The 16,220-nt window shown below is 42.6% G+C and carries 13 protein-coding genes and 1 riboswitch; of the genes, 4 read left to right on the top strand and 9 right to left on the bottom strand.

Going from position 1 to position 16,220, the window contains the following annotated elements:
* From BV902_RS18165 to BV902_RS28370, 3 genes are read left to right on the top strand one after another with little or no spacing between them, the layout of a single operon-like run.
* Positions 1 to 1,068, top strand: a complete 1,068-nt coding sequence (locus BV902_RS18165; RefSeq protein WP_075993156.1) for a HEAT repeat domain-containing protein — start codon at positions 1 to 3, stop codon at positions 1,066 to 1,068.
* Positions 1,062 to 1,436: a glycosyltransferase gene (locus BV902_RS28375; protein ID WP_216640374.1), complete on the top strand. Its 375-nt coding sequence runs from the start codon at positions 1,062 to 1,064 to the stop codon at positions 1,434 to 1,436. Before BV902_RS18165 ends, BV902_RS28375 begins: the two co-directional genes overlap by 7 nt.
* Positions 1,393 to 4,485: a sulfatase-like hydrolase/transferase gene (locus BV902_RS28370; protein ID WP_216640373.1), complete on the top strand. Its 3,093-nt coding sequence runs from the start codon at positions 1,393 to 1,395 to the stop codon at positions 4,483 to 4,485. The genes BV902_RS28375 and BV902_RS28370 overlap by 44 nt, the downstream gene beginning before the upstream one ends.
* Here the strand turns inward: BV902_RS28370 and BV902_RS18155 are convergent.
* The 8 genes from BV902_RS18155 to thiS all read right to left on the bottom strand — a co-directional run bounded on the left by BV902_RS18155 (position 4,482) and on the right by thiS (position 11,751).
* On the bottom strand, positions 4,482 to 5,723 hold the full coding sequence (locus tag BV902_RS18155) for a YaiO family outer membrane beta-barrel protein (protein ID WP_083663830.1): 1,242 nt from the start codon (positions 5,721 to 5,723) through the stop codon (positions 4,482 to 4,484). The two genes, BV902_RS28370 and BV902_RS18155, sit on opposite strands and share 4 nt — an antisense overlap.
* A gap of 146 nt (positions 5,724 to 5,869) precedes the next feature.
* The gene (locus BV902_RS18150; RefSeq protein WP_075993155.1) at positions 5,870 to 6,580 is read right to left on the bottom strand and encodes a HesA/MoeB/ThiF family protein; all 711 of its coding nucleotides are present in this window, start codon (positions 6,578 to 6,580) and stop codon (positions 5,870 to 5,872) included.
* Positions 6,581 to 6,584: 4 nt separating this feature from the next.
* A complete protein-coding gene (thiH, locus tag BV902_RS18145; RefSeq protein WP_075993154.1) occupies positions 6,585 to 7,709 on the bottom strand; it encodes a 2-iminoacetate synthase ThiH in 1,125 nt (374 codons plus the stop codon).
* 10 nt (positions 7,710 to 7,719) lie between these two features.
* Positions 7,720 to 8,490 (bottom strand): thiazole synthase, encoded by a 771-nt coding sequence (locus BV902_RS18140; protein ID WP_075993153.1) that lies wholly within the window; start codon positions 8,488 to 8,490, stop codon positions 7,720 to 7,722.
* Positions 8,487 to 9,119: a thiamine phosphate synthase gene (locus tag BV902_RS18135; protein ID WP_237241712.1), complete on the bottom strand. Its 633-nt coding sequence runs from the start codon at positions 9,117 to 9,119 to the stop codon at positions 8,487 to 8,489. Before BV902_RS18135 ends, BV902_RS18140 begins: the two co-directional genes overlap by 4 nt.
* The gene (locus BV902_RS18130; protein WP_075993151.1) at positions 9,065 to 9,682 is read right to left on the bottom strand and encodes a thiamine phosphate synthase; all 618 of its coding nucleotides are present in this window, start codon (positions 9,680 to 9,682) and stop codon (positions 9,065 to 9,067) included. The genes BV902_RS18135 and BV902_RS18130 overlap by 55 nt, the downstream gene beginning before the upstream one ends.
* Positions 9,679 to 11,493, bottom strand: a complete 1,815-nt coding sequence (gene thiC, locus BV902_RS18125; protein ID WP_075993150.1) for a phosphomethylpyrimidine synthase ThiC — start codon at positions 11,491 to 11,493, stop codon at positions 9,679 to 9,681. The genes BV902_RS18130 and thiC overlap by 4 nt, the downstream gene beginning before the upstream one ends.
* A gap of 51 nt (positions 11,494 to 11,544) precedes the next feature.
* Entirely contained in the window at positions 11,545 to 11,751 is a 207-nt protein-coding gene (gene thiS / locus BV902_RS18120; RefSeq protein WP_075993149.1) for a sulfur carrier protein ThiS, read from the bottom strand.
* A gap of 59 nt (positions 11,752 to 11,810) precedes the next feature.
* Positions 11,811 to 11,906, bottom strand: a riboswitch (TPP riboswitch).
* Between the two features lie 160 nt (positions 11,907 to 12,066).
* Between thiS and BV902_RS18115 the strand changes: the two genes are divergently transcribed.
* Positions 12,067 to 14,703 carry an alpha-L-rhamnosidase gene (locus BV902_RS18115; protein WP_075993148.1) on the top strand — a complete coding sequence of 879 codons (2,637 nt, stop codon included), beginning with the start codon at positions 12,067 to 12,069 and terminating at the stop codon, positions 14,701 to 14,703.
* A 62-nt stretch (positions 14,704 to 14,765) separates the two neighbouring features.
* On the opposite strand, the gene BV902_RS18110 is transcribed toward BV902_RS18115, so the two are convergent.
* On the bottom strand, positions 14,766 to 16,181 hold the full coding sequence (locus BV902_RS18110) for an aminotransferase-like domain-containing protein (RefSeq protein ID WP_075993147.1): 1,416 nt from the start codon (positions 16,179 to 16,181) through the stop codon (positions 14,766 to 14,768).
* Positions 16,182 to 16,220 lie beyond the last annotated feature (39 nt).

Raw genomic sequence — 16,220 nt, 5'->3', positions numbered from 1 at the left:
ATGCATCACAATATCGAGCTACATGAGCTTATTTTGGCGATTGTTATCGTATTGATTTTAGTACTATTGCTGATTATCACGGTACTGGGATACAGCTTCTATAGCTATAGAATCCTTCATAATAGGCAATCGTGGCGACAGATCATCGAGTACAAAATTATGGAGACTATTGTTGGTGGCGATGAGAATGGCGATCGAGACCTGCAGTTTGCGGAGTATTTGAAAGAACCTTCTTTTCGAGCTCTTTTTTTGGATGTATTAGTTGATTCTGATAGAAAATTTTCTGGTGGGGCTAAACAATCGATCAATAGGTTGTTTCAAGATTTTAAATTGGAGGATGAAGCTTGGCGAAAGCTTCGCCATAGAAAAGCTTATTTGGTTGCCGGTGGGGTTCAGGAGCTTGCTGCGATGAATGTCGAATCAGCAATCCCCGAGATAACAGCCAAGCTTAATGATTCCCGCACTGCGGTATATCAAGAGGCACAATATGCAATCGTAAGTTTCAAAGGGTATGAGGGACTTGGTTTTTTGGATCATTTTGATCGCCCCTTATCCGACTGGCAACAATTACGTTTATTGTTTTCTATTCATGAAATACCCGAACTCTCGGAGTTACATGTGGATACCTGGCTTAAGAGTTCAAATGATTCGGTTGTCATATTTACATTGCGCTTGATCCGAAAATTTAGATTGATGACTTTTTATACGGAAGTTTTTAACCTATTGGATCATCCATCTACGAAGGTGCGTATACAAGCCATACGAACATTGCAGGCCATTGAGAACAGTGGGACAATTCAGCAATTTATACAGAATTTTGATCTGCAACCCATCGAAGTCCAGATTGAAATCCTTAAAGCGATGAAAATTGCCAAAAGTAGAGAAAGTGAGCATTTTCTAAAGGATCAACTTTGGAACCATAGCGAAGTGTCAATTAAAATTTCTGCTGCAGAAGTACTTGTTGTGCTGGGAGAAGAACATTATCTCCGCGAAATTTCACAACGTGAAGATACATACGACGAACTTACACAAATTATTAAACACGCATTGCAAGAGAAAAAATGTTAGAGTTTTCCCATATCGTATACGAAATTATAGTTTGGTTATTTTTGCTTTATTCGGCAGCAGTATTCATTATCTATACGTGGATAGGGCTATACGCTTATGGAGCGGTGTTTCGTTACAAACACAATAATACGTTTACGGATTATAGTATTATTGCGACCAACCCCAACGCGCCTACATTCAGTCTGATTGCTCCAGCCTACAACGAGGGGATGACCATCGTTGAAAATGTACGTTCTTTATTGTCGCTATATTATCATAATCTGGAAATTATCATCGTCAATGATGGTAGTAAAGACGACTCAATTTTGAAATTGATCGCCTCTTATGAACTTGAGCCAACGTCTTTTTTTTGTTCAGGGAAATATTGAGACCAAGGATATAAGGGGAATCTATAAGAGCAAAAATCCAGCATTTAAGAAGCTGATTGTTGTTGACAAGGAAAATGGCGGTAAGGCTGATGCGCTCAACGTCGGCGTTAATATTTCTTCTGGAGATTATATCGTCTGTATTGATGTAGATTGTATTTTGGAACAGGATGCTATTCTAAAATTAGCAAAGCCATTTTTGGAACAGACCGACAAACGCGTTATAGCCTGCGGCGGAGTTATACGTTTGGCCAATAACTGTAATGTCGTGAATGGTTCTGTCGTGGACGTTAATCTTCCAAAATCATGGTTGGGGCGTACGCAGGCCTTAGAGTACATCCGTGCTTTTATTTTAGGTCGAATGGCTTGGTCAAGGGCTTCGGGTTTAATTCTTATTTCCGGGGCATTTGGCGCTTTTGACCGGGAGATCGTATTGGCTTGTGGGGGGTATGACCGAAATACGGTAGGAGAAGATATGGAGCTTGTTGTTCGTATGCGCCGTTATATGGAGGAGCAAAAGCAAGCCTACGAGGTGGTCAACATTCCTGATCCATTGTGCTGGACCGAAGTACCCGAGTCAAAAGAAGTATTACGTAAACAGCGTAATCGTTGGATGCGGGGCACAATGGAGACCTTATGGAAACATCGGAAGCTCATGTTCAATCCGAAATATGGCCGTTTTGGTATGGTCAGTATGCCTTATTGGTTTTTCTTTGAATTCCTGGGGCCCATTGTCGAATTTACCGGCTATATAGTTTTTATAATCTTCTTTATTCTGGGCATCATCAACTGGCCATTTTTCTTTGCGCTATTTGCATTGGTGATTGCTTCCGGAATTTTATATTCGATCTATGCAATCTTGGTTGATCTTGTTAGCCATCAGGTTTATTCTAAGAAAAGAGATCTCTCCACGCTAATTACTACGGCGATATTAGAACCTTTATACTTTCATCCCATTGTTGTTAAAGCTGGAGTACAGGGGGTTGTTGATTATTTTCGGAAGCAGCATGGCTGGGGAGAAATGACGCGACAAGGCTTTCAACAAAAAGATGCGAATGAGTCGGTTTGGAAATACCTCGGTCAGCGATTAAATCTGTCGTTACAGAGCTTAGGGCCTGTTATGTTGGTGGTCTTTGCGCTGTATATGTTATCCGTTGGAGTAGAATGGTGGTGGTACGGTCGTCGATTTGTTCAGCTTTCGGAGTCACATGCCGGGAAGTACCTGTTTTTGGATAACACCCTGTTCATCTTTCAAGCCTTGGCCTGTTTGGGAATCGGCTATTTATTGCTTCAGTTCATAAGCAGTTTTTGGGCGAGACTTCTTATGGTCATATCGTTCTCGTTTATTGTCGTTATGCAATTCATCTTGTTTCTGTATTTTGGCGAATCCAGAAATTTGCTTGGAGCTGATATGTTCTATTACAGTTCGGAAGAGATGAAGCAAATTTTGGAGGCTAGCGGTATGTTGAGTTTTACCAATATTGCCTTGCTTTTATTATTGATTGTAATCTCTTGGGTCCCCCTTTGGATTGCCAATAAGCAAACATTCAAAAAGTCCTATGCTAGTATTGCACTGTTATCTTTGGGGATCATATCGTTTTTCATCTCCTCGGCTTCGCTTTTGGGAGGTCGCGCCGAAAAAGATGAATTCGTAGCCAATGCAAGCCGGAGTAAATGGCGTTATTTTTTCGACTCCAATTTATCCAATTACGTGGATGAACACCCGGGGATGCTCGCGATGTTCAGTAAAGACGGCGATGATGCAAAAGTATTAGATACTAAATTTCCTTTTTTGAAAAAAGAGGACACGAAAGATTTCCTGGGGACATACATGCAAAAAACAGCGAAAGTACCCAATTTGGTCATTCTTGTTATCGAGGGTTTAGGACATGCCTATAGTGCTGAAAATGGTTATATTGGCAACTTTACACCTTTTATAGGTACATTGAAGCAACAGTCTTTGTATTGGGATAATAATATGAGTTCCTCAGGTCGGACATTTTCCGTTTTACCGACCATAACAGGTTCGTTGCCTTTTGCGACACATGGATTCCTGGAACAAGACACCTTGCCAGACAACTTCAATCTCTTTAATATTCTGAAGAGCAATGGATTCAATACTGGATTTTTCTATGGTGGTCATTCTAATTTTGATTTCATGAAAAAGTTCATGGATTATAATAAAATAGATATGCTCATGGACCAAGCGGCATTTGGACCTCCCTATAAAAAATTGCCCGAAAAGGGTGGGGAGAGCTGGGGATATGAAGATCAAGCTGTCTTTAGCAAACTTCTTGAAGTGCAGAAAGTACAGGAACACCCTTATTTCCATGTGCTTTTAACGCTATCAACCCATAATCCGTTTTTGATCAATAATGCGGCTCATTATGAGCAATTGTTTGATCAACGTATAGCAACATTGAACCTTACACCGGAACAAAAAGAGTGGGCTTTGGAAAACCGTACCCAACTTGTTTCGGTACTGAATTTGGATGATGCGATGGAGCAGTTCTTTAAAGAATATAAAAAGAGACCAGATTTTGCAAATACTATTTTTGTCATAACTGGAGACCACGCGATGCCTGAGATACCCTTACAAAGCAAAATCGATCGTTATCATGTTCCCTTGTTGATTTATTCACCACTTTTAAAAGAGCCAAAGACTTTTCATAATTTTGTTAGCCATTTTGATGTCGCGCCTTCTATATTGGCCTACTATCGCGAGAATTTTGGGCTTAAAACGCCTACCCAGGTTACATGGATCGGTCAGGGGCTCGATAAGGGTGCATCGGCACAGGGTGATGGTATAGCCATGATGCAGAGTAAAAATCAATTGAATGATTTTGTGAAAGGCAGTTACCATCTTTCCGATGGACAACTGTATAAACTGGATGGTGTGCTCAATGAAGATGCCGCCGCGGATAATGCGAAAGAAGAATTGTCCAAGCGCTTTGAATTATTTAAGCGCAAGAACAAACTTTTTTATACGCAAAAGCGACTTCTTCCGGATAGTGTTTATACAAATTACTTTAATCGAACAAAAAAGAACTAGAATTTTCGAATATAACCGAGGATGATGTCCAATTGATTTCCTCGCTCTTTCGGCCTGAATTCTTGGTTATAATAGGTGCCCGAAATTGAAAATAAGTTACTTTGCTTAACGGAGAAATTATACTCGGCACCTACTTTGAATGTTTTTAATTTATAGGAAGCGTTGTCCAATAGATTATTTCGGTTTTCCTCGGGGCTCAGACCCGTTCCGGCACTAAATCCGAAGTAATCATTTGCTCCTTTTGTATAATAGCGGACTGTTCCGGTATAGGATTGGGAAATATTCTTTTCGCCCGGTGTAAGGTAAGTCCTCAGATTGAACCAAAAGTTTTGGTAATATTTTCCGACTGAAGCCGTGTACATCCAGATGTTGTCACTAAAATAAAGCTGACGATATCCGATTTCCCCCTCAAAGCTGTTCGGAAGATTGGCATAGAGAGACACACCAGTTCTATATTTCGCAAAAATCCCCACATTATTGGAATATCCAGCACCGACATATAGGTAAAATATTTTTGAAAGCCGTGGGTAAGCCTCCATCTCAAATTGGACGCCATTTTCTGCAAATTTATTCGCATAGTTCGTTCTGAAAATAACGGATCCTATTGGTGTTGCCCGTTTATAGCTTAATCCAACAATGTGCCAATTATGATCAAACTGTTTGTCAAAATATACGAAATTGTACGTCAGACCGATTGCATTTTTAGCCGTATATTCTTCAATATTTTTTGCCAGCGCTCTTGCTTCCGTATTTTTAGGATTAATTGCCAATAAACTATTAATTGCCTTTTCGGCTGCCTCATAATGATCATTGCCATAACTTATTTTACCTTTTAAAAGAAGTAAATCCTGAGACTGCGGATGTATGCTAAGCCCTTTGTCTGTAATTGCAATCGCTTTGTCAGTCTGATCATTCCAATATTCCAATGAGGCGTAGGCTAAAAAGAAATCTTCATCACTTGCATTCTTTTTTTCCAGTTCTGTAAAAATGGTTCGTGCCGAATCAATTTTATCCGACCAGGTATAAAGACGTCCGAGAAAAATGCTAATATCCGTGTAATCTGGTGCTTGAAGTAGGGCCTGTTTTGATAATTGAATGGCTTGCGGATAATCTTTTGAATCAAAAGCTACTTTTCGCGCTTTTACAAATAGATCATCAGCGGTGAGTTTCGTCTCTTGCGCGACAGAAAATAAGGGTAATAAAGAGAGGGAGAGTAATGGATAAATTACTTTTTTCATTCCAGATCGTAAATTTGACATTTAAGCTTGCTAATATATAAACTAAAATTAGGAAATTTTGTTTGTCGCTAGTTGTTTTAAAATAAATTTTTGAGCTCTTTTAAAGCGTTCTATCTCATTTTGTGGTACGTCTTCCGAAATAATCCTTAGAATAGGAGTTTCGAAAAACGCCAATGAAATGTGTCAACAATCGTTAACTGGTTGCTATCTACGGGTAATCCGGTTATTATTTTAAGTACCTGCATGGCCATCATACTGCCGATAATACCGGGCAAGGGGCCTAGCACCCCATTTTTATCGCAATTTGGAACCTGCTCCGGATCGGGCGGTGTTGGAAAGATATCTAATAGGTTTTTACTACCCTGATAGTTAAAGACAGCTAGCTGGCCTTCGAAACCATAGATGCTACCGTATACCAAAGGTTTATCGAGTTGTAGGCAGGTCTGATTAAGCAGATAGCGCGTTGTAAAGTTATCACAGCAATCGACAATGATATGATAGGGCGCGAGCATTGCTAGCGCGTTGTCAGCATCTATTTTTACCTGAAAGGGTTCAAAATCAATTGTGCTATTGTGCTGTCGTACATAGGCTGTGGCACTTTCTGTTTTTGCTTGGTGTATATTATTTTCGGAATGAATGATCTGTCTATTAAGATTGTGGATTTCAACCCGGTCAAAATCAACCAGCCCAAGTTTGCCTATACCGGCCGCGGCTAAATATTGAACGACAGGACTCCCGAGTCCGCCTGCACCGACGACCAATACCTTGGCATCCATAATCTTCCGTTGTCCGGCAACGCCAATCTCTTCGATAAAAATCTGTCTGCTATAGCGATCAAAAATGTTATCTTTTTTCATGTATTTAACGTACTATACCGGCATAATTGCTTTCCCAGTCTTTCATCACTGGAGAATAGCCCATTTTTCGGATTTGATTTTTTATTGTTTCCATATTTCTTTCATCACTTACTTCAAATTGTTCCAAAGCTTGGGGATCGACAACATAGCCTCCAGGATTGGTTTTTGAAGCTGCACTCATTGTGGTTACGCCAATGGGTATGATATGATCCCTGAAGGTTTGGTTTTCTCTGGTTGAAATGGAGATTTCCAAATTTTCATTCCACAGACGATATGCGCAGATCAACTGCAGCAGATCACGATCGGCCAAATGAAAATTTGGTTCAACAGAACCCGCGGCTGGTCGTAAGCGTGGAAAGGAAATGGAATAGCGTGTCTGCCAATATTGTTTTTGCAAATAGGCAATGTGTGCCGCGGTGAAAAAGCTGTCCACCCGCCAGTCCTCTAGCCCAAGTAATACCCCCAGACCGATTTTATGGATTCCAGCCCGGCCTATACGGTCGGGCGTATCCAAACGATAGTCAAAATTGGACTTCTTTCCTTTCGGATGATATTGTTTGTAAACTTCCCGATGGTAGGTTTCCTGATAGACCAAAATTGCATATACACCTGCGGTCTGTAGTAGTCGGTACTCGGATTCTTCCAGTGGCTGTACCTCAATGGATATCTGTGAAAAATGAGGTTTTAAAAGGTGAATAGCGTTTAGGAAATAATTGATCTCGACCGTTTTGTTGGCTTCTCCGCTGACTAGCAAAATGTGGTTGATTCCCATGGATTTAAGTGTCATCGCCTCCAGTAATAGTTCGGTGTTGCTGAGGGTTTTGCGTTTAATTTTATTGTCCATGCTAAAACCGCAATATGTACAGATGTTTTGGCACTCATTGCTCAGGTAAAGAGGGGCATAGAGCTGTATGGTTTTACCGAAGCGACGTTGGGTGATTTGTTGTGTTTTTTGTGCCATTTGTTCCAGATACGGTGCTGCAGCCGGTGAGATGAGCGCCCTAAAGTCAGCGAGCGTTAAATGGTCTTTTTCTAACGCATGTTGTACATCCTGATTGGTAGCGTCATAAATCTGCATGTGGACGTCATTCCAGGAGTATTCATCGAGTATCGTTTTGAAATCTGTCATAAGTGAATCATCAATCAAATAAAAATGAAGTTAAGGGACTCGAACCGATTGCTTGTGATCCGATCTTTCCTAAACCGGCCTCATAAGCCTTTCGGCCAGCGATAACGGCCTCTTTGAATGCTTCGGCCATACGTATCGGATTATTCGAGACCGCAATTGCCGTATTGACCAAGACTGCATCCGCTCCGATTTCCATGGCTTTGGCGGCATCGGATGGAGCTCCGATCCCAGCATCTACAACCACAGGGACATTACTCTCCTCAATAATAATTTCGAGAAAGTCCAGTGTGCGAAGCCCTTTATTACTACCAATAGGAGCACCTAAAGGCATAACAACTGCTGTACCTGCATTTTCCAATCTTTTACAAAGTACTGGATCTGCGTGAATATAGGGCATGACAACGAAACCCAGTTTGGCCAGCGATTCAGTTGCACGCAGGGTTTCAATAGGATCGGGCAGTAAATAACGGGGGTCGGGATGAATTTCCAGCTTTACCCAGTTGGTTTCCAATGCCTCCCGTGCAAGTTGGGCTGCGAGCACAGCTTCTTCAGCAGTTCGTGCTCCCGAAGTATTGGGAAGCAAATGGATTGCCGCCAGATCGAGCGCACTGATGAGACTGTCGTCTGCGTTGGTCTGGTCGATTCGTTTGAGGGCAACAGTGACCAATTGGGAGGCCGAAGCCACAATGGCATCGCTCATTTCTGTGAGATTACCGAATTTGCCCGTACCCAGAAATAATCTGGATTCAAATACGCGATCGGCTATATGTAGGTTGCTCATAATAAAATTTTATTGATGGATGAAACAATGTTTGGAGTCTTGGTTACGATTCCGGAGAGTGCTACACCATAAACTCCAATTTCTAATAGCTGTTGGATATCTTCAAGTTGGCTTATACCGCCAATTGCGAATATTGGAATAGGGGGCAAGCCTGCTAGGCGGACTTGTTGGATGATGCTTTCATATCCTGCAATTCCCAGTAGGGGACTTAGTTTTTGTTTTGTTGTGGTATAGTTGAATGGTCCGAGTCCGATATAGTCACAATGTTCACTTATTCTTTGTTTTACATCCGAAAAGCTATTGGCAGTACCGCCAATTATTTTTCCTGCACCCAATATGTCCCGGGCAGCTCTGACGCTGCAGTCATCTAGTCCCAAGTGCACGCCATCAGCATCTACAGCCGCTGCAAGCAAAGGATGGTCATTGATGATACAGCTGGCACCAAATTCGGAACAGGTTTGCTTGATCTGTTCTGCAAGCATGTAGCGGCTCTTTTCATCGGCGTCCTTCCATCTGATCTGTATCCATTTGGCCCCCGCATCCAGCGCTTTCAGTATGTTATTTTTTTGTTCAGTTAATGTTTGTCCCTGCGATATATATTGGAGTTTTTCCATAGTTTTTGTTTGCATGCTATAAAATTTTGAACTGGATCAGGGTGCTTCCATAAAGTACCATATAAGGCAATTCCATCTGCACCTTGCTGCATCGGAATAAGGCAATTGCCTTGGTTTATCCCTCCAAGACCGATGAGACCAACAGTAAAGTTGGAGCGCGACGGGAGCTGATCCAACCTTGCGTTATACACGCCATACCCCACTTTTGAGATGCTCGGAAATAATGGACTTAGAAAAGCATAGGCCCAACATTCATCAAGGTTATTGAATTGATCGATATCATGCACAGATGTCGAACAGATTGCTGTAGACAGCATTTGATTTGTTGATCTATCCTTTCTATTCTTTTCGTTCATATGAATACGTGCGATTCCGAGCTCAGCCGATAGGTGAGGGTGGGAATGTAGGACCAATCTGTCCAGGTACGTTGAATCTATAGATTCAACGTACCTGGACATTTGTAGGTCCGTAAAATGATACTTGCGCAAATGCAGGATATCAAGTCCTTCTTTGAACAAAGCATTTATAATCCCTATTTCAGAAGGGATCGTTTCTGATGCTGTAAAAGCGATGATCATGAATAAATCTCTTTTCCTTGCGCGATGAATTCCTGCGATTTTTCCAGCATCCCTTGTGCGGCACTATCTCTGATTTCCTGCGTAATTTTCATGGAGCAAAATTTGGGACCGCACATGGAGCAGAAGTGAGCCACTTTGGCCGCATCTGCCGGCAATGTTTCGTCATGATATTCACGTGCTGTATCTGGATCGAGGGAAAGGTTGAATTGATCTTCCCATCTAAATTCAAATCTCGCTTTACTCAAGGCATTATCACGGTATTGCGCACCTGGATGTCCTTTGGCCAAATCGGCCGCATGGGCAGCTAGTTTATAGGTGATTACACCGTCTTTAACGTCTTTTTTATTTGGTAAGCCCAGATGTTCTTTGGGCGTCACATAGCAAAGCATCGCACATCCATACCATCCGATCATCGCAGCTCCAATGGCTGATGTGATGTGGTCATAACCTGGAGCAATATCAGTTGTTAAGGGGCCCAAGGTATAAAATGGTGCTTCGTCACAACAAGCCAATTGCTTGTCCATATTCTCTTTGATCAATTGCATAGGAACATGGCCCGGACCTTCGATCATCACCTGAACATCGTGTTTCCAGGCGATCTTGGTGAGCTCGCCCAGTGTTTCGAGCTCCGCAAATTGAGCCGCATCGTTGGCGTCTGCAATGGCTCCTGGACGGAGACCATCGCCAAGTGAAAAAGCAACATCATATCGCTTCATAATCTCACAGATCTCCTCAAAATGGGTATAGAGAAAGTTCTCTTTGTGGTGGAAAAGACACCATTTGGCCATGATAGACCCTCCTCTGGAGACAATTCCCGTTACTCGAGAAGCGGTGAGATGGATATAACGAAGCAGTACGCCGGCGTGTATGGTAAAGTAAGAAACACCCTGTTCGGCCTGTTCAATCAAGGTATCTTTGAATATTTCCCAGGTAAGGTCCTCGGCCACCCCCTTCACTTTTTCGAGCGCCTGATAGATCGGTACTGTACCGATTGGAACGGGCGAGTTACGGATAATCCATTCGCGGGTTTCGTGAATATTTTTGCCAGTGGACAGGTCCATGATGGTATCGGCTCCCCAACGACAGGCCCATACTGCTTTCTCAACTTCTTCCTCTATACTTGAGCTTACAGCACTATTGCCAATATTGGCATTAATTTTAACAAGAAAGTTGCGCCCGATAATCATGGGTTCACTTTCAGGATGATTGATATTATTGGGGATGATTGCTCTTCCGGCAGCGATTTCCTCACGGACAAATTCTGGTGTAATTGCTTTATCATGTGTTCTGGCACCAAAATTCTGTCCTTTATGCTGATGATCCATTCCGGAGGTACTGGCCGTGAGCTGCTCGATACGTTGGTTTTCACGGATAGCAACGTACTCCATTTCAGGCGTAATGATGCCTTGCTTTGCATAATGTAATTGGGTGACATTCCTGCCGGCAGAGGCTACTTTTGGTTTATGGCTATACGCGAATCGGAGTTCATCCAACGTTGGATCAGAAAGGCGTTTTTGTCCATATTCAGAGCTGGTGCCAGGCAGCTGTATGACATCCTGACGATCTAAGATCCACTGTTCGCGAAGGCGCGGGAGGCCTTTTCGGATATCGATATGGATGGTGTCATCGGTATATGGTCCAGAAGTATCATAGACTGTTACCGGGGGATTAATTTCTACTTCTCCATTCGTTAATTTGGTTGGACTCAAGGAGATTTGACGCATAGCGACTTGAATAGGAAATAGTTTTCCGGATACAAAAATTTTCTTTGCATTTGGAAAGGGCGATTGCGTAATTTTTTCAGCTGTCATTTTTTTCTTATTGGGGTGAATTACTCGGTTCGATTGATTTTTGGGGAATAGCTATCCGCCCTGGGACGCGGTGATTAAAATAATCTGATCGTGCGGTTTTAGTGGTGTCGTAGCCCAGTCCTTTTTGGGTATGACTTTGTTGTTAATAGCTACAGCCACGCCCTGAGTTTGGCCGGATAATTCCAAAAGCAACAAGCCTTCCAATGAAGTAAGCGAGGGGTCGAAAAATCGAATCTGATGGTTTATTGTAAGTTCCATTCCTTAATTTTTTTGGTAAAACTTTAGGAATGGCTACACAAAGGCACAGCAATGCACCTTGTAGACAGCTCACTTTTCCCTACGCCAGTATGATCCGGATCAGGTTCTAAGGGTAAAATCTCAGCCTGCACGAGCAGACACCCCTAAAGTTGTGACTAAGATAAGGTTATTTTTATGAAAGTTGCAAGAATTTTATTTTGCAGACTTGGGTTTATTGTACAGGAAAGTACAGGTCAGTATGTGGGAAATATTTGATATATTAGTTTTTTGAATCAGCTAAAACAATTTAACAACCACCAAGAATAGTATCTTTTAATGCGTAGGATTTTATTGACAACATTGTTGTGTATCGCTAGCAACACTTATGCCCAACCTAAAAACAACTGCAGCGCCGTGCAGTTGACATGCGAACATTTGGTCAATCCATTGGGTATTGATGCAATTCACCCAAGACTTAGCTGGCGACTTGAGGACCAACGTAAAGGTGCGGTACAACAGGCTTATCAGATCTTTTTAGGGCAAGATTCGCTGGCACTGCTGCGAGAGACCAAAGATAACTGGGATAGTGGCAAACAGTTCAGCTCGGCTATGTTAGTGTCCTATAATGGCGCACAGTTAAAGCCACAGACCAAGTACTTCTGGAAGGTTAAAGTATGGGATAAGGATGGTGTATCAACACGTTCAGAAATAGCATCGTTCGAAACGGGCATGATGGGAATGGACCTTTGGAAAGGAAAATGGATCAGCGACAATAAGGATATTCATGCGCGAGAAACGCCTTATTTTAGAACAGAATTTAAGGCAAATAAGCAGATAAAATCTGCCCGCGCATATATTGCCGCAGCAGGATTATATGAACTTTCCATTAATGGCCAGCGCGTTGGCGACCATCGTCTGGATCCAATGTATACTCGATTTGACCGACGGACATTGTATGTCGTGACGGACGTAACCCAGCAGCTTCAAAAAGGAGAGAACGCCATTGGCGTTGTTTTGGGGAATGGCTGGTATAATCATCAACCACTGGCCGTTTGGAATTTTGATAAAGCACCATGGCGGGCCCGGCCAACATTCTGTTTAGAACTGAAAATCGTTTATACAGATGGAACGACGGAAACCATTGTTTCGGATAAGCAGTGGAAGACAGCGTCAGGACCAATCACCTATAATAATATTTACACTGGTGAGCATTACGATGCAAGACTAGAAATACCCAACTGGGATAAACCAAAATACGATGATTCGGCCTGGCAGGCTGTTCAGTATAGAAATGCGCCATCTGCACATATCGTTTCCCAACAGATGGTACCGATTCGGCTCGTGAAGTCCTATAAGCCGAAATCAGTGACAAAGATAGACCAACGTACCTATGTGTTCGATATGGGCCAGAATATGGCCGGGATTACAAAAATTAAGGTGAAAGGAGCTGCGGGTACTATGCTGCGTATCAAGCATGGTGAGCGGTTGTTGGCGGATGGGCATCTTGATCAGTCCAATATTGATGTTTATTATCGGGGCGATAAGGAAAAGGAGCCCTTTCAGACCGATATATTGACCTTAAGTGGTCGGTATGATGAGTTTATGGCCAAGTTCGGTTACAAGGGATTTCGTTACGTCGAAATTAGTAGTAGTGCAGCGATCGCGTTGGATAGTTCGGCTGTGACCGCCTATTTTATGCATAGTGATGTGCCTGCTATTGGACAGCTTAAGACATCATCAGCGTTGGTCAACAAACTATGGGAAGCGACCAACAATGCCTACTTGTCCAATTTGATGGGCTATCCTACAGACTGTCCGCAGCGCGAAAAGAACGGTTGGACAGGGGATGGGCATCTAGCGATTGAAACAGCTTTTTACAATTTTGACGGGATAACAGTTTATGAAAAGTGGATGGCAGATCATCGTGATGAACAACAGGAGAATGGTGTCTTACCCGATATTATTCCAACTGGCGGATGGGGCTATGGTACCGCAAATGGTTTGGATTGGACAAGCACCATTGCCATCATTCCATGGCAGATCTATCAGTTTTATGGAGACCCACGTGCATTAGAAGAATGTTATCTAAATATCAAACGCTATGTCGATTATGTAGATGGAATCAGCCCGTCTGGCTTAACAACTTTTGGGCGTGGAGACTGGGTGCCGGTTAAGTCACAGTCCAATCTGGAGTTGACCTCATCTGTTTATTTTTATGTGGATGCGACCATCTTGGCTGCTGCGGCCAAATTGTTTGGGTACACAGCAGATCAGCAAAAATATGAACTGCTAAGCGAGAAAATAAAAACGGCCATCAACGCTAAATTTTTAGATGCTTCCAAAGGTGTTTATAGCAATGGAACACAGACCGAACTGAGTGTACCACTCTATTGGGGTGTTGTACCCGATGAAATGAAAGCCCGCGTTGCAGCCAACCTGAATAAGAAAGTGGAAGAGACCAACTTTCATTTGGATGTAGGTGTATTGGGTGCTAAAGCATTATTGAATGCGTTAAAAGATAACGGTTACGCAACGACAGCCTATAAGGTCGCGGTACAAGATACCTACCCGTCTTGGGGATGGTGGATTGTAAATGGAGCGACAACATTGTTGGAGAACTGGGATTTAAAAGCAACACGGGATATTTCAGACAACCACATGATGTTTGGCGAAATCGGTGGTTGGTTTTTTAAATCTATCGGCGGGATTCTGCCAGATCCTAAACAACCTGGATTTAAACATGTGCTCTTAAAACCTATCTTCCCCCAGGAATTGAAAGAATCTTCTATTTCTTACGATTCACCCTACGGTAAAATTGTTTCCGAATGGAAGTTAACGGATAAAATGATCGTATATAATATCCAAATACCTGCTAATGCGACGGCAACATTTTATCCACCGGATAATGTTAGAAGCAGCGATATCGTCCAATTGGAGGCTGGTAAACACAGGCTGGAACTGGAACTCAAGTAAGCATAGGCTTCGACTTGTTGTTTCCTGTCTTGACTGTTGGTTTTATTCTTTAATGTTATAATCTATTGGAGGGCTTTTGCGAGTTTACCAAGCTGTTTTAATTTTAAGGCGATTTCATTGCTCCAGGGTAAACCAATGCAGAGACGCATGCAATGGTGAAATTGATCCTGCAAGGTGAAGATCCTTCCCGGTGAAATGCTAATCTGTAGTTTAAGCGCATAATTGTATAGCTTGCCTGTATCGATATGTTTTGGAAATTCAACCCATAGGGCGAGTCCGCCCTGAGGGCGGCTTATTTTAGTGCCTTCCGGAAAATGGTCCGCGATGATAGCGGCATACTGCTGGTAGTTTTCTGTTAATGATCTACGGAGTTTACGTAGGTGGTTTTCATACTTTCCTGTTAATAGAAAATTTCCCACCGCCTCGTTGATGATCGTTGTAGATGATAGGGAATGGATTAGTTTTAGTTTGATAATCTGCTCCTTGTATTTTCCAGGAGCGACCCATCCGACACGGAAGCCCGGAGCCAATGTCTTTGAAACTGATCCGCACCAGAGTACATTGCCATCGAGGTCAAAAGATTTGCAACATTTGGGGCGTTGGATACCAAAATGGAGGTCGCCGTAGGTGTCATCTTCGATCAGCGGGATATGATGTTTTGCTAGCAGTGATACAATTTCCCGCTTGTTCTCATCCGGCATGCAATAGCCCAGAGGGGTGTTAAAATTGGGAACCAGTAAGCAGACTTTGATTTCGGGCAATAGCTTTTTGAGGGCTTCAATGTCTATTCCCGTGATGGGGTCCGTGGCTAGTTCCAGCACCTTAAGTCCCAGGCTAACGGCAAGTTGGAGGATACCCGGATAGCAGGGGCTTTCAAGAGCCAGTGTATCTCCAGGTTTGGTTAAGGCCATCAGACATAAAACCAAAGCATTCATACAGCCGTTGGTGGTAACGACCTCATCTTCGTTTAGATTTCCACCCCAGGCCAATGAACGTACAGCTACCATACGACGTAATTTTATATTGCCCTGCAGGGGCTCATATGCTGTGCCACCATCGCTGAGCTCCTTTGTAGCGAGAACGATTTCTTTTTTCAATTTTGCAGTAGGCAGGAGACTTCCCGAAGGAACACCGATCGAAAATAAGGTTAAATCCCGGCGCCCCATGGTTGAATACACCTTATTCATTAATTGATCTGGTTCTCGGTTATTGGCGATTGGAATAGGTTGACTGGCTGCGGCCAAAGGAAGCTGCAAATAGTTTGGAGGACTAACGAAGTAGCCGGACTGAGGTTTGGACCGTATAAGTGAACGTCCTTCCAGCTCTAGAAATATCCTTTTTGCGGTATTTATACTGATACCGTGTTCAGCACTTAGATTTCTCACTGAAGGTAGTTTCTCGCCGGCTTTTAAGACACCTGAATTAATCTTATTGGCAATATTGTCTGCTATTTCATTATACAAATAATCTTTTTTCATAAAATAAGGATTAATATCTGTCTTCAAAGGTAACTGTGT

The sequence above is a fragment of the Sphingobacterium sp. B29 genome (assembly GCF_001952815.1).
GTDB classification, from domain to species: Bacteria; Bacteroidota; Bacteroidia; order Sphingobacteriales; family Sphingobacteriaceae; genus Sphingobacterium; species Sphingobacterium siyangense.
Note: the sequence above shows the minus strand (reverse complement) of the source record. Positions and strands in the feature narration are given on the sequence as shown.

Bases quoted from the DNA above. Each gene is read 5' to 3' on its own strand.
- BV902_RS28370 (WP_216640373.1), top strand. From the start codon at position 1,393: ATGAACTTGAGCCAACGTCTTTTTTTTGTTCAGGGAAATATTGAGACC.
- BV902_RS28375 (WP_216640374.1), top strand. From the start codon at position 1,062: ATGTTAGAGTTTTCCCATATCGTATACGAAATTATAGTTTGGTTATTT.
- BV902_RS18165 (WP_075993156.1), top strand. From the start codon at position 1: ATGCATCACAATATCGAGCTACATGAGCTTATTTTGGCGATTGTTATC.
- BV902_RS18140 (WP_075993153.1), bottom strand. From the start codon at position 8,490: ATGAGCAACCTACATATAGCCGATCGCGTATTTGAATCCAGATTATTT.
- thiC (WP_075993150.1), bottom strand. From the start codon at position 11,493: ATGACAGCTGAAAAAATTACGCAATCGCCCTTTCCAAATGCAAAGAAA.
- thiH (WP_075993154.1), bottom strand. From the start codon at position 7,709: ATGACAGATTTCAAAACGATACTCGATGAATACTCCTGGAATGACGTC.
- BV902_RS18130 (WP_075993151.1), bottom strand. From the start codon at position 9,682: ATGATCATCGCTTTTACAGCATCAGAAACGATCCCTTCTGAAATAGGG.
- BV902_RS18110 (WP_075993147.1), bottom strand. From the start codon at position 16,181: ATGAAAAAAGATTATTTGTATAATGAAATAGCAGACAATATTGCCAAT.
- thiS (WP_075993149.1), bottom strand. From the start codon at position 11,751: ATGGAACTTACAATAAACCATCAGATTCGATTTTTCGACCCCTCGCTT.
- BV902_RS18150 (WP_075993155.1), bottom strand. From the start codon at position 6,580: ATGAAAAAAGATAACATTTTTGATCGCTATAGCAGACAGATTTTTATC.
- BV902_RS18115 (WP_075993148.1), top strand. From the start codon at position 12,067: ATGCGTAGGATTTTATTGACAACATTGTTGTGTATCGCTAGCAACACT.
- BV902_RS18135 (WP_237241712.1), bottom strand. From the start codon at position 9,119: ATGCAAACAAAAACTATGGAAAAACTCCAATATATATCGCAGGGACAA.
- BV902_RS18155 (WP_083663830.1), bottom strand. From the start codon at position 5,723: ATGAAAAAAGTAATTTATCCATTACTCTCCCTCTCTTTATTACCCTTA.